The sequence below is a fragment of the Lapillicoccus sp. genome, assembly GCF_039935575.1.
In the GTDB taxonomy this organism is placed as follows: Bacteria; Actinomycetota; Actinomycetes; order Actinomycetales; family Dermatophilaceae; genus Lapillicoccus.
This window is the reverse complement of the sequence record NZ_JBDTKA010000093.1, coordinates 1-12,629: the sequence shown is the minus strand read 5'-3', so window position 1 is coordinate 12,629 and position 12,629 is coordinate 1. Positions and strand designations below refer to the sequence as shown.

Here is a 12,629-nt window from a genome sequence, read left to right as displayed (position 1 = left end):
GGAGGTGGTTCGGCATAGTCCTCGCCTCGACATCAGCCGCAGGTGTCCGGTTAGCGTTCCCCTTGCGAAACGGTTCTCTCTGGTCACTACACCGGTGGTGCTGATGTCGGCTCCCTTGTGCTTAGCCGTGGCCAGTCGCGTCGAGTCAGCAGCACCAACACCCCGAGGGCCGGTGCCGACCAGATCAAGAAACCCCAACCGAAGAGCACCAACGCAAGGGTGAATCCGATCACGCCGAGCCAGCCGACTTTGGCCGCCCTTCCGCCGCGCAGCAGCAGTAGCCCGAGCATCAACTCGCCGGCGGCCACCGCGAGCCCCCAAACGCGAGGGCTCGCCATGAAGATCTCGTTCCAGCCTCGTTCGACCCACGCCACCACCGCGGCGTCGGCGAAGTGCTGGTAGCTCGAGGGGTCGACGACGGCGATACCCACGTGGATCCCGCTGGTCCAGAGGAAGAACGAGCCGATGATTGCGCGCGCGGTCCAACGCGACGTCCTGGCCGCTTCTCGAGGCGCTGCCCGACACGATCCTGGGACCGACATGAAAGTCATCATGACACCTCTGCGAAGCCAGATCCCAGGCACAATGTCTTAAAGAGCTCGAGCCACTGCCGTCTTTCCCGAACTCGACCCGCCATCGAAAAGAATCACCCTGCGCTTGCGACCATGGGGTTACCCTCCCCGCGAAAGGCACACGTACGCAACTGCCGCTGTCGGGACAATCACCCGACCGTGCCTGTCTGTGCGGAACTACCTCGACGCCTTACCGCCTCCACCATTGCGACGGCGGTCGGCGACACTTCGGGCGGTCGGGTCCGAACACAGGCCAAAATGCTCAAAACCGACTACTGCCAAGCCCCCCGGCCAGGATCGGGGCGAATCCCATTGCCACGCATACCGAACAAGCGCCAACGCTGAACCTAACCAGCCACGGGCTCGCGCGGAGACCGCGGCCTTGCGACCCCGCCAGTCCGTTGCCCCCACTCGTCGACTGAGCAGCACTGCCTCCCATCCTCCAGGCCGCAGAAACGGGCCAATGGGCCCGATCGGGTCGCAGGTGCGCATAGGATGCCGGCTGTGACGACATTCCGAGTCCGCGAGGCCGCCGCCCTCCTCGGGGTAAGCGACGACACGGTACGCCGGTGGATCGACGCGGGGCGGCTGGCCTCCGGCACAGACTCAGGGGGCCGGAACGTCGTCGACGGGGCCGACCTCGCGGCGTTCGCCCAGACCATGGCGGCCACCGCCGAACGTCCCGAACCCGGGCCCGTCATGCTCGAGTCGGCACGCAACCGGTTCGTGGGACTCGTCACCCGGGTCATCCGCGACACGGTCATGGCCCAGGTCGACATCCAGGCCGGGCCGCACCGGTTCGTCTCCCTGATGAGCCGGGAGGCCGCCGACGAGCTCCAGCTCGAACCCGGCGTCCTGGCCATCGCCGCCGTCAAGTCCACCCACGTCGTGGTCGAGGTGCCGGAGCGCAAATGACCCACATCCGCACCATTGCCCTGCGCAGCGTGGCCGCTGCCGCTGCCGCTGCCGTCCTCACCGCTTGTTCGTCCACGCCGTCGACAACCAGCCCAGGCGCAGGGTCGTCGAGTTCGTCGACCAGCGCCGCCCTGTCGGGGTCGATCAACGTCTTCGCCGCGGCCTCGCTGCAGGAGACGTTCGGGACGATCATCAAGCAGTTCACCGCCGCACACCCCGGCGTCACGGTCACGCCCAACTTCGGCGCCAGCTCGGCGCTCGCCACCGGCATCACCCAAGGCCAGCCCGCCGACGTCTTCGCCTCGGCCAGCCAGACCAACATGGACGCCGTCGTCAAGGCCGGCGGCGCCGCCTCGTCCAGGGCGTTCGCCACGAACGTCATGGAAATTGCGGTCCCCCGGGCGAACCCGGCCAACATCACGGGCGTCAACGACCTCGCGAAGCCCGGCGTCAAGGTCGCGATATGCCAGTCTCAGGTCCCCTGCGGAAGCACCGCGGCCAAGGTGTTCACCAACGCCAAGATCACCCTCACCCCGGTCAGCCAGGAAGCCGACGTCAAGTCCGTCCTGACCAAGGTCACGCTCGGCGAGGTAGACGCAGGGGTCGTCTACGTCACTGACGTGAAGGCTGCCGGCGCCAAGGTGAAGGGCGTCGAGATCCCGGCGGACGTCAACGCGACAACGTCCTACCCGGTCGCCACCCTGACCAAGACCGCCAACCCCGCGCTGGCCGACGCCTTCGTGGCATACGTGCTGTCACCCGATGGTGAAGCCGTCCTCAAGGCGGGCGGGTTCGCTGCCCCGTGAGGGCGCGCGCCGCGGGCGATCTGACCGTTCACACCGAGGGTCGGTCCCGTGGCCGCTCGGCGTCCCGGCGCTGCTGGCCGTGCTGTTCCTGCTCGTCCCCCTCGCCGCTCTGTTGGTCCGCGCGCCGTGGACCAGCCTCGCCGAGATCCTCGCCACCAAAGAGGTCCTCGACGCACTGCGCTTGTCGCTGGTCTGCGCGAGCTCGGCCACCGTCATCGCCCTGCTCATAGGCGTACCCCTGGCCTGGGTCCTGGCGCGAGGCCGGTTCCGCGGGCTGGCGCTGCTGCGCGCGCTGGTCACGCTGCCGCTGGTCCTCCCCCCGGTGGTCGGCGGCGTGGCCCTGCTGCTCGCTTTCGGGCGTCAGGGCCTGGTGGGGCGTTCCCTCGACCTGTGGTTCGGGTTCACCCTTCCCTTCACGACCCTCGGGGTGGTCATCGCAGAGACGTTCGTCGCGATGCCCTTCCTCGTGGTCACGGTCGAGGGGGCGTTCCGGACCCTCGACCGCGGTTATGAGGAGGCGGCTGCCACCCTGCGCGCCTCCAGGCTGACGATCTTCCGCCGGGTGACCCTGCCGCTCATCGGACCCTCGCTGGCCGCGGGGGCGGTGCTGTGCTGGGCGCGGGCGCTCGGTGAGTTCGGGGCGACGATCACCTTCGCCGGCAACTCGCCTGGCATCACCCAGACCATGCCGTTGGCGGTCTACCTCGCGATGGAGAGTGACCCCGACGCGGCCATCGCCCTGTCGCTGGTGCAGCTCGTCGTGTCGGTCACGGTCCTCGCGCTGCTGCGCGACCGCTGGGCGCGCGGCGGTGGGCTGTGAGGACGACCCTCGGCGCCCTCGGAGACCTGGTCGTCGACGCCCGCGTCGACCGGGGGAGCTTCCACCTGGACGTCGCGACCACGGTCGCGGCCGGCGAGGTCCTGGGCGTCATCGGACCCAACGGAGCCGGCAAGACGACGCTGATGCGCGCGCTGGCCGGCCTCCTCGCGCTGACCTCCGGCTCGATCCGGCTGGGGGGTGTGGTCCTCGATGACGCCGAGACGGACACCTGGGTTCCTCCTGAGGACCGTCCGGTCGGGATTGTCTTCCAGGACTACCGGTTGTTCCCGCACCTGACCGTCCTCGACAACGTCGCCTTTGCCGCGCGGGCCCGGGGGGCCGACCGCTCGACCTCGAGGCGGCTCGTCCAGCCGTGGGTCGAGCGGCTCGACCTGGCCGCTCTGGCCTCTCGCAAGCCCGGCGAGCTGTCCGGCGGGCAAGCCCAGCGGGTCGCCCTAGCCCGCGCGCTCGCCTCGGAGCCGGGCCTGCTGCTGCTCGACGAGCCCCTGGCCGCCCTCGACGCCCGCACGCGGCTCGATGTGCGAACCACCCTGCGCAAGCATCTCGCCGACTTCGCCGGACCCGTATGCGTCATCAGCCACGACCCGCTCGACGCCATGGTCATGACCGACCGGCTGCTGATCGTCGAGGAGGGGCGCGTCGTTCAGGAGGGTGCTCCTGCCCAGGTCGCGCGCCATCCGGCCACGGACTACGTCGCGCGGCTGGTCGGCCTCAACCTCTATGCCGGCGTCCTCGTCGACCCTTCCGGTGCGGTGCGACTCGACGACGGCGGCCGGTTGGTCACGACGGTGACCGGAGACCTGCGGGACGCGACCCGGATGCGCGTGGGTGGGCGCGTCCTGGTGTCGCTGCGACCATCGGCCCTCACTGTCCACACCGGCCAGCCGAGTGCCCAGAGCGCCCGGAACATCTGGCGGGGCACCGTCGTCGGGCTCGAGCTGCTCGGCGACCGGGTGCGCGTCGAGGTCAGGGGTGAGCCGCCCGCGATCGTCGACGTGACCCCGGCAGCGGTCGCCGAGCTGGGGTTGCGATCGGGGACCCCCGTCTGGCTGGCCGCCAAGGCGACGGACGCAACGGCATACCCGCAGGAGCAGGTCTCCAGAGCCACCTGACCGCGGGCCTTCCGGCCCGCAGGTCGGCTCGGCGCGTTGCGCTGGGTCTGTCAGTCGATCCCCAGCGCGGTCAGCATTCGGTTGATCGAGCTGGTCATGCCCAGCTCCGACGCGACCGTGCTGAGCAGGCGCGCGTCGGCGACCGACGTGGGCAGCGAGGTGTCGAGGTCGGGCACGGGAGCATCGCGCGCGACCCGCACCACGAGCGGACCGACGTCGAGGTATGCGGACGCCGCCTCGAGGCGAGTCCGTTGGGCGCCCTTGATGGCCGGGTCTCCGCCGTCGACTGCGGCCCGCAGACCAGCCAGGTCGCCGTAGGCGTCGATGAGCTTGGCCGCCGTCTTCTCCCCGATCCCGGCGACGCCGGGCAGCCCGTCGCTGGTGTCGCCGCGCAGGATGGACATGTCGGCGTAGGCGTCGCCCGTCGGCACGGCATACTTCTCCTGCAAGAACGCCTCGTCGACGCGGTCGGCTCCACGCACCCCACCACGCGCTGTGTAGATCACCCGGATCTCGTTGGCGTCGTCGACGAGCTGGAACAGGTCCCGGTCGCCCGTCACGATGTCGACCGGACGGATCCCACGAGACGCGTGCGCGAGGGTGCCGATGACGTCGTCCGCCTCGTATCCGTCCGAACCGATCCGAGCGATCCCGAACGCCGCTAGGGCGTCGACGATATAAGGGACCTGCACGGCGAGGTCGTCGGCGACCGCCTCCTCGTCCGGACCGCCGCCCTCGGCGACTCGGTGTGCCTTGTAGGACGGGATCGCCTCGACCCGGAACGCCGGCCGCCAGTCGTTGTCCCAGCAAGCCACGAGGTGGGTGGGGCGGAACGTCGTCACGAGGGACGCCAGCATGTCGAGGAACCCGCGGACGGCGTTGCTCGGCGGCTCGCCCGGAGACTCCCGCTCGTCGGGCACCCCGAAGAAGGCCCGGAAGTAGAGGCTGGCCGAGTCGAGAAGCAGCAGGCGTTCACCGGGACGTTCCATGATCCGAGCCTAGGGCTCGGTGAAACTCTGCGGCGCGACCCACTGCTCGACCACTAGCCTCACGTTCGTGGAGCATCTCGACCGTCGCCTCGTCGACCTGTTGGCCGTCGACGGCCGGATGAGCTTCACCGACCTCGGCAAAGCGACGGGTCTGTCCACCTCGGCGGTCCACCAGCGGGTGCGCCGGCTCGAGGACCGCGGCATCATCCGTGGCTACCACGCGACGGTTGACCCCGATGCGCTCGGGCTGCCTCTGAGCGCGCTGATCTCCGTCTCACCGCTCGACCCGGCGGCCCCCGACGACGTCCCCGAGCGGCTCACCGGCATACCCGAGATCGAGGCGTGCCACTCGGTCGCAGGGGAGGAGAGCTACGTCCTGAAGGTGCGCGTCGCGACACCCGGCGCGCTGGAGGACCTGCTCGGCCGGATCCGGTCAGAGGCAAACGTGCGGACCCGCACGACCGTCGTGCTGTCGACGCCGTGGGAAGGCCGCCCACCCGCCGGCCCCGAAGCCGGCGCGGTCTGACGCTGGGCTGCGCGCCCTGGGTCGACTTGACGCCGGGTCGTGTCACTCGACGCGCTATCCATGGCGCGTCAAGCGACTCGACGCCGCGTCGAGTGGAGTGCCGGACGGAGCCTCAGCCGAGCTGGGCGCCGGCGAGCTCTCGGCTGGACCGGGCGCTGTCGACTGCTGCGGCGTGCGACGCGTCGCCGTCCGAGTGCTCGCGCCACCACCGCTGCCCTGCCTCGGGCAGGGTGTCGATCGGATCGTAGTAGACGTACTCCCGCGACAGCGCCGACTCGTCCGCCCCCTCGATCGACGTCCGATAGTTCTTGCGCCAGAACGAGATCCCGCGTTCGGTGTCGTACTCCTCGTTCTGGTGCACCCACCGCTTCCCGACGAACGGGACGTCGCACACGATCCGCGGCGTGGCGAACCCGGGCAGGTAGCCCATCATCGCGTGCTGCAGGTGCTGGGCGTGCTCGAGCGAGACCCGCCAGTGCTCGCTGAACGGGATCATGTCGCACATGTAGAAGTAGTACGGCGTGATCGAGCCGCGGTCCTGCAGGGCGAAACACAGGTCGAGCAGCTGCTCCGGAGTGTCGTTGACGCCCCGCATCAGCACGCCCTGGTTGCGTACGTCACGCACGCCGGCCTCGAGCATCGCCCGCGCCGCCTGGGCCACCAGCGGCGTGACCGACTGAGCGCTGTTGACATGGGTGTGGATCGCGAGCGACACCCCGCGTGAGCGGGCCTTGCGCGCCACCCGCCCTACCCCCTCGACGACGTCCGGCGAAAGCCAATGCTGCGGCAGACCCATCAGTGCCTTGGTGGCGAGCCGGATGTCGCGGATGGTCTCGATCTCGAGCAGCCGGTCGAGGAACGCCTCGAGGTTCTTCCACGGCATGTTGGCGACGTCGCCTCCGGAGACGACGACGTCGCGCACGCCGGGGGTCTGCGACAGGTACGCGAGCATCGCCGCATACCGGTCGACCGGCTTGCCCACGAGCTTGAGCTTGCTGACCTGCGGGGTGGAGTTGCCGACCAGGTCCATCCGGGTGCAGTGACCGCAGTACTGCGGGCAGGTGGGCAGCAGCTCGGCCAGCACCTTGGTGGGGTAGCGGTGGGTCAGGCCCTCGGCCACCCACATGTCGTGCTCGTGGAGGGAGTCGCGAGTCGCGTAGGGGTGCGACGGCCAGTCGGTGCGCCGGTCCGAGAAGACCGGGAGCATGTAGCGGCGCACCGGGTCCGCCCGGAACGCACGGGTGTATGCGGCGCCCGCCGCCGGCATCGGCTCGTCTACCGCCGGGACCATGGTGTTGAGCATCTGCGGCGGGACCAGCATCGACATCGTGGCCCGCTCGGCCTGGTCGCGCTCCAGGTCGGCGTAGAGCTCGTCGCCCAGCAGGTCGCCCATCAGCTCGCGCAGCTGACGGACGTTCTTGACACAGTGCGCCCGCTGCCACTGCACATCGGCCCACTGCTCAGCGGTGACGTGACGCCACCCCGGCAGCCGGGTCCAGTCGGGCTCGACCAGCTCGCGCTGGACGTAGCGGTATGGCTGCTCGATGAGGTCGGTCATACATGAAAGGATACGGGAGAACGTCCTGCCGGTATGCGGTGACACCGCAAGTTCTCTCGGCCGCAGGGACAAAAACAGGAGATTGTGTGCACCAGACCCCGTCGTCGCCCGTCGGGCTGCACCGCGTCCTCACCGCCGTCGGCGACCAGGTCAGGCTCCCGCAGGCCGCCGAGCACCTCGACGCCGATCCCGAGCTGTGGCCCGACGAGGTGCGCATCGCCGTCGACACGCTCAACCTGGACGCCGCCTCCTACCGCCAGCTCGTCGAGAAGCACGACGGGGACGGTGCGGCCGTGCGCGATGAGGTGCTGCAGATCGTCGCCCGTCGCGGCAAGATGCAGAACCCGGTCACCGGTTCGGGAGGGATGCTTATCGGGACGGTCGACGAGGTCGGGCCACTCAGCCCGCTCGGGCTGTCCAGGGGCGACCGCGTCGCCACCCTGGTCTCGTTGTCGCTGACCCCGCTGGCGATCACGGACGGGTTGGCGAGGTGGGACGGGCTGGGTGAGCGGGTTCCGGCCGAGGGTCACGCCATCTTGTTCGGACGCAGCATCGCGGCTGTCCTCCCGGCCGACCTCGACCCGCAGCTCGCGCTGATGGTGATGGACGTCTGCGGAGCCCCGGCCCTGGTCGCGCGGGTCGTTGCGGAGTACGCCACTCCCGTTGCCTCGCAGCGCCGCTCCCCCCGGGAGGAGTCGAACGCTCCGAGCGGCGGCCCGACGGTCTGCGTGCTGGGTGGCGCGGGCAAGTCCGGCTCGCTGTCTCTGGCCGCGGCCCGCGAGGCCGGTGCGGCTCGGGTCATCGCGGTGGTGCCGGTGGAGCATGAGGCAGACCTGCTGCGGGGGACGGGCCTCGCGGACGAGGTCGTCGTCGCGGACGCGCGATCTCCGCTGGGGCTCTATGACGCTGTGACCGCCGCCGGTGGGCCGGCCGACGTGACCGTCGTCTGCGTGGATGTGCCGGGATGCGAGCAGCCTGCCATCCTCGTCACGGCCGACGGCGGCACCGTCGTGTTCTTCTCTATGGCCACCAGCTTCGCAGCCGCGGCACTGGGGGCCGAGGGGCTGGCCGCCGACGTGCGGATGCTGGTCGGCAACGGCTACGTCCCCGGACACGCCGCGTACGCGCTCGACCTCCTTCGACGCATACCCGAGGTGCGGGCGTTGTTCGAGGCGCGCCTGCGGGACTGAGCCTCGGAGCAAGCGCTGCGGTGACGCCGACCGGTGATACCAGACCTCGCCGTGCACCTGTCACCTGTCACCCGTCACCCGTCACCCGGCACCCGTCACCCGTCACCCGTCACCCCGCGAGGTTCAGCCTGCCGCGACCGTCTGGGTCGCGCCGCCATAGCCATTGTCGATGTCGCGACCCTCGATGACGACCGACGTTGTCCCGGCAGGTAGCCGCACCCCCTGCTGGGTGCGGGTGAAGGGTTGCTCCGACGCGTGGTCATGGGTCAGCGTCATCTCGCCGTAGACCGTCCCGTCACTACCCTTGACCCGCCACCCGTCGGCGTAGTGCTCGGCAGTGTCGTAAGGCGAGGTCATCGTCACCTTGAACGACCAGGTGCCGTCCGCTTCTCGGGTAGCGACCGCGTCGACCACGTCGGGATGGTTGACCGTGCGCTGACCGCTCTGACCGCTCTGACCGCCTTGACCGCTCTGACCGCTCGGGGCCGGACCGGGTGGCTGCGAAGCCGCGCTCGAGCACCCACCCACCCCGGTGGCGAGGGTGAGCAGAACGAGCGCCGGCAGTAGGCGCCGACGTGAGCGGGAGGAGGACATGCCGCCACGCTAGCTCCCGAGCCAGCTTTCGGCGTGGGTCAGCCGAGCCCGAGCAGGGCGTTCTCGACGACCTCGGCGAGCGCCGGATGGATCCAGTACTGACCCTTGGCCACGTCGTCCGCCCGCTGCCCGAAGTGCGCCGCCTGGATCAGCGGCTGGATCACCGTGGACGCCTGCGGCCCGAGCATGTGCGCGCCGAGCAGCAGGTGCGTGTCGGGGTCGATGATGACCTTGAGGAGGCCGGTGGTGTCCTCGAGGGCCCACCCGTATGCGACGTCGCCCACCTTCTGGGTGTGGCTGCGATAAGGCGTTCCCGCCTCTTCCAGCTCCTGCTCCGTGGCCCCGAACGAGGCGATCTGCGGGTGGGTGAACACCGCGTGCGGGACGTAGCGGTGATCGCTCGTCGTGGGCGCCTCCGGATGCAGCAAGTTGTGCTTGACGACCCGCATCTCGTGGTTCGCCACGTGTTTGAGCTGCCACTCGCTGCTGATGTCGCCGAGCGTCCAGACCCCGTCGATCGAGGTCCGCTGCTGCTCGTCGGCGACCAGCCGACCGTCGTCGTGGCACGTGAGACCGGCCGCCTCGACCTCGAGCAGGTCGGTGTTGGGGATGCGGCCCACCGCGAGCAGGACTGCTTCTGCCTCGATGCTGCCTGCGTCCTCGTCGTCCCCGTCGCACTCGAGGTCGAGGGTCCACCGGTTGCCGTCGCGCCGTGCCGACTTCACGGTCGTTCCGAGCCGGACGTCGTACCGCTCCTCGGCGATCTCGGTGAAGGCGGTCGAAATGTCCCGGTCCTCTTGGGAGAGTAGCCGACTGCCGCGGTGGACCCAGGTGACCTGCGCTCCCAACCCGCCGAGGATGTGCGCGAACTCGGCGGCGATGAACCCACCGCCGACGATGACTACCCGCTCCGGCAGCGCCTCCATCCGCATCACCGTGTCACTGGTGTGGACCCCGCGGCCAGGTTCGACCCGGTCCAACCCGGGGATGTCCAGGGCCCGCGCACGCCCACCCGCAGCGATCACCCAGCGGTCGGCCGTCACGGTGACACCCGTGCCGGTGTCCAGCGTCATCGGTCCGGTGAACCGCGCCCGCCTGTCGTAGACGGTGACGTTGTCGGCCTTCCGGCGCCATTCCTCGCCACCCGAAGAGATCGGGTCGATCCGGGCGAAGATGCGGTCCCGGATCGCCGGCCAGTCGGCACTCACACCGTCGACATGGACCCCGAGCCGAACGGCGTCCTCGGCCTCGACGACCCGGTCCGCCGGCAGCACGAACATCTTGGTCGGAATGCATCCGACGTTGAGGCAGGTGCCACCGAAGACGCCCTTCTCGACCAGGCCGATGTCGAGGTGGTCGAGCTCGGGACCGATGATCGAGTTGCCCGACCCGGTCCCGATCACGACGAGGTCGTGGTGGCGTGTCTGCATGTCCCGCAATCTAAGCGAAGGGCCCGGCCTACGCTGACCCGGATGGATGACGAAGCGCTGACGCATCCGCGGGACCCGACTGCCTCCGGTCGTGCCGAGGCCGGCGTGAACCGGATCCGCACGCTCTACGTCAACGGCCGCATCCTCGGACCCGACCTGCTCCCGGTCGGTCAGGCGATGCTCGTCGGCGCGAGCTCCATCCTGTGGGTCGGCTCGGGCGCCGACGCCCAGCGACATCGTGACGAGGCGCGTGACGTCGTCGACCTCGACGGCGGCGTTGTCACCGCGGCATTCGTCGACGCCCACGTCCACCTCTCGGCCACCGGTGCGGCGCTGCGCGGCCTGGACCTGTCGGACGCCCGGTCGCTGCTCGAGGCGCTCAGCCGGGTCGAGGCCGCCGGACGCCGAAACGGGGGACGACCCCTGCTCGTGCAGAACTGGGACGACACCACCTGGCCTGAGCAGCGGGCCTTCACCGCGCGCGAGCTGGACCGGGCGTCATACGGGGGAGTGGTCTACGCGCCCCGCGTCGACGGCCACTCCGCGGTCATCTCCTCGGCGCTCGCAGCAGCGGCGGGACTGAACCCCTGGGGTATGGCGGACGGCCGGGTTGTCACCGACGACCACCACCGCGCCCGAGCGACGTTCGAAGCAAACCTGACCCGAGGCCAACGCCGCGACGACATCGCTGTGGCGCTGCATACCGCTGCGTCCCGAGGCATCGCCTGGGTCCACGAGAACGGCGGCCCGGTGGTCAGCTCTTCCGAGGACTTCGACGACGTTGCGGCTGTGGCGAAGGACCCCTCGATGCCGAGGACGGTCGCGTACTGGGCGCAGCTCATGCGGTCGCCGGACGAGGTCGACGAGCTGCAAGGACGAAGGGGAGGCTTTGCCGGCTTGGCCGGTGACCTCAACATCGACGGGTCGATCGGTTCACGGACCGCGAGTCTGCGAGCGGACTACAGCGACGCAGCGGGGACGTCAGGCAACGCGTTCCTCGGCGTCGACCAGGTCCGAGACCATGTCGTCGCCTGCACCCGGGCGCGCACCCAGGCGGGTTTCCATGTCATCGGCGATGCCGGCGTCGACGTGGCGATCGCCGGCCTGGAGGCCGCGGCCGAGGTCGCGGGTCTCGAGGACGTCCGCAGCCGGCGACACCGCCTCGAGCACGTCGAGATGATCTCGGCGGACGGCGCGGCACGACTGGCTCGGCTGGGCGTGGTCGCGAGCATGCAGCCGGCGTTCGACGCCCGCTGGGGCGGTGCTACCGGGATGTACGCCACCCGCCTCGGGCCGCAGCGCGCACAGCGGATGAACCCGTTCCGGACCCTGCTCGACGCCGGCGTGACGATCGCCCTCGGGTCGGACAGCCCGGTCACGCCGATGGCTCCGTGGGAGGCCGTCCGGGCGGCCGTGCGCCACCACGACGAGCAGGAGCGCATCACCGCAGTCGAGGCGTTCGTCGCGCACACGGCCGGGGGCACGGCCGCCGCACAGGGGGTCGGCCCCGCCACGCAGCCGCAAGCCGGGGGGTCGGCGGACTTCGTGGTGTGGGACTACTCGCCCAGCTGGTTCGACGATCTGGCTCTGGAAGGATCCCCGCCCTCGGCGCGCCGGACGGTCTGCGCCGGGAATGTCGTGCACGACGAGATGGGCTGAGCGGAGTCGAGCAGACCGGACTCACGTCTTCCCGAACCGGACTCACGTCTTCTCGAACCGGACTCACGTCTATCCCTGTTTCGGGCACGTCTGCGGCCAATAAACCGACAACCCTGTGAGTCCGGTCGCTAAGCAGCGCAGAACGAGCGCTGAATGAGCGCCGAACGTCGGCCGTCAGGATGTCGCGGGCGGGACAATTCACCGTCTTACCCCGTCGAAAGCGCCGATTGTGCGGAAAGACCGGGTCTGCGCCGGAACATCGTCGCCACTGGCTACGATGTGGGCGTGTCTCGGACGTCCCGCACCGCTCTCCTCGACCTGGACTCCGCGACCGTCCGACGCGCGCGAACCTTGGCTCGTCAGGCGGGCCGACCGGTGGTCGAGATAGCCCGGCGGCACACAACCGTCTCCGTCGAACGCGCCACCTTGCGCCTGGC

At 70.0% G+C, this 12,629-nt stretch carries 13 protein-coding genes; 8 read left to right on the top strand and 5 right to left on the bottom strand.

Features of this window, described 5'->3' with window-relative positions; all coding sequences use genetic code 11:
• Window positions 1-86: 86 nt before the first annotated feature.
• A complete protein-coding gene (locus ABI385_RS11940; protein ID WP_348103968.1) occupies window positions 87-551 on the bottom strand; it encodes a hypothetical protein in 465 nt (154 codons plus the stop codon).
• A gap of 525 nt (window positions 552-1,076) precedes the next feature.
• On the opposite strand from ABI385_RS11940, the gene ABI385_RS11935 reads away from it, so the two are divergent.
• Genes ABI385_RS11935 through ABI385_RS11920 form a run of 4 tightly spaced genes read left to right on the top strand, consistent with a single transcriptional unit; the run spans window position 1,077 to window position 4,246 of the window.
• Window positions 1,077-1,487 carry a TOBE domain-containing protein gene (locus ABI385_RS11935; RefSeq protein ID WP_348103967.1) on the top strand — a complete coding sequence of 137 codons (411 nt, stop codon included), beginning with the start codon at window positions 1,077-1,079 and terminating at the stop codon, window positions 1,485-1,487.
• Window positions 1,484-2,293, top strand: coding sequence for a molybdate ABC transporter substrate-binding protein (modA, locus tag ABI385_RS11930; RefSeq protein WP_348103966.1), 810 nt, complete (start codon window positions 1,484-1,486; stop codon window positions 2,291-2,293). The genes ABI385_RS11935 and modA overlap by 4 nt, the downstream gene beginning before the upstream one ends.
• Window positions 2,250-3,113 (top strand): ABC transporter permease, encoded by an 864-nt coding sequence (locus tag ABI385_RS11925; RefSeq protein ID WP_348103965.1) that lies wholly within the window; start codon window positions 2,250-2,252, stop codon window positions 3,111-3,113. Before modA ends, ABI385_RS11925 begins: the two co-directional genes overlap by 44 nt.
• Window positions 3,110-4,246 (top strand): ABC transporter ATP-binding protein, encoded by a 1,137-nt coding sequence (locus tag ABI385_RS11920; RefSeq protein WP_348103964.1) that lies wholly within the window; start codon window positions 3,110-3,112, stop codon window positions 4,244-4,246. The genes ABI385_RS11925 and ABI385_RS11920 overlap by 4 nt, the downstream gene beginning before the upstream one ends.
• Window positions 4,247-4,296: 50 nt before the next feature.
• Here ABI385_RS11920 and ABI385_RS11915 read toward each other — a convergent pair whose 3' ends face one another.
• Complete coding sequence (locus ABI385_RS11915) at window positions 4,297-5,235, bottom strand: 5'-3' exonuclease (RefSeq protein WP_348103963.1); 939 nt, start codon at window positions 5,233-5,235, stop codon at window positions 4,297-4,299.
• A 67-nt stretch (window positions 5,236-5,302) separates the two neighbouring features.
• Here ABI385_RS11915 and ABI385_RS11910 point away from each other — a divergent pair, with 67 nt between their 5' ends.
• Window positions 5,303-5,761: an Lrp/AsnC family transcriptional regulator gene (locus tag ABI385_RS11910; protein WP_348103962.1), complete on the top strand. Its 459-nt coding sequence runs from the start codon at window positions 5,303-5,305 to the stop codon at window positions 5,759-5,761.
• A gap of 112 nt (window positions 5,762-5,873) precedes the next feature.
• On the opposite strand, the gene ABI385_RS11905 is transcribed toward ABI385_RS11910, so the two are convergent.
• Window positions 5,874-7,319 (bottom strand): lysine 2,3-aminomutase, encoded by a 1,446-nt coding sequence (locus tag ABI385_RS11905; RefSeq protein WP_348103961.1) that lies wholly within the window; start codon window positions 7,317-7,319, stop codon window positions 5,874-5,876.
• 86 nt (window positions 7,320-7,405) lie between these two features.
• On the opposite strand from ABI385_RS11905, the gene ABI385_RS11900 reads away from it, so the two are divergent.
• The gene (locus ABI385_RS11900; protein ID WP_348103960.1) at window positions 7,406-8,509 is read left to right on the top strand and encodes an L-erythro-3,5-diaminohexanoate dehydrogenase; all 1,104 of its coding nucleotides are present in this window, start codon (window positions 7,406-7,408) and stop codon (window positions 8,507-8,509) included.
• A 123-nt stretch (window positions 8,510-8,632) separates the two neighbouring features.
• Here ABI385_RS11900 and ABI385_RS11895 read toward each other — a convergent pair whose 3' ends face one another.
• Both ABI385_RS11895 and ABI385_RS11890 read right to left on the bottom strand, forming a co-directional pair.
• Window positions 8,633-9,103: a hypothetical protein gene (locus ABI385_RS11895; protein WP_348103959.1), complete on the bottom strand. Its 471-nt coding sequence runs from the start codon at window positions 9,101-9,103 to the stop codon at window positions 8,633-8,635.
• A gap of 38 nt (window positions 9,104-9,141) precedes the next feature.
• The gene (locus ABI385_RS11890) at window positions 9,142-10,533 is read right to left on the bottom strand and encodes a mycothione reductase (protein WP_348103958.1); all 1,392 of its coding nucleotides are present in this window, start codon (window positions 10,531-10,533) and stop codon (window positions 9,142-9,144) included.
• Between the two features lie 42 nt (window positions 10,534-10,575).
• Between ABI385_RS11890 and ABI385_RS11885 the strand changes: the two genes are divergently transcribed.
• Window positions 10,576-12,192 carry an amidohydrolase family protein gene (locus tag ABI385_RS11885; protein ID WP_348103957.1) on the top strand — a complete coding sequence of 539 codons (1,617 nt, stop codon included), beginning with the start codon at window positions 10,576-10,578 and terminating at the stop codon, window positions 12,190-12,192.
• 153 nt (window positions 12,193-12,345) lie between these two features.
• Window positions 12,346-12,629 (top strand): lysine 5,6-aminomutase subunit alpha TIM-barrel domain-containing protein (locus tag ABI385_RS11880; RefSeq protein WP_348103956.1); only part of this gene is annotated, 284 nt, incomplete at its 3' end.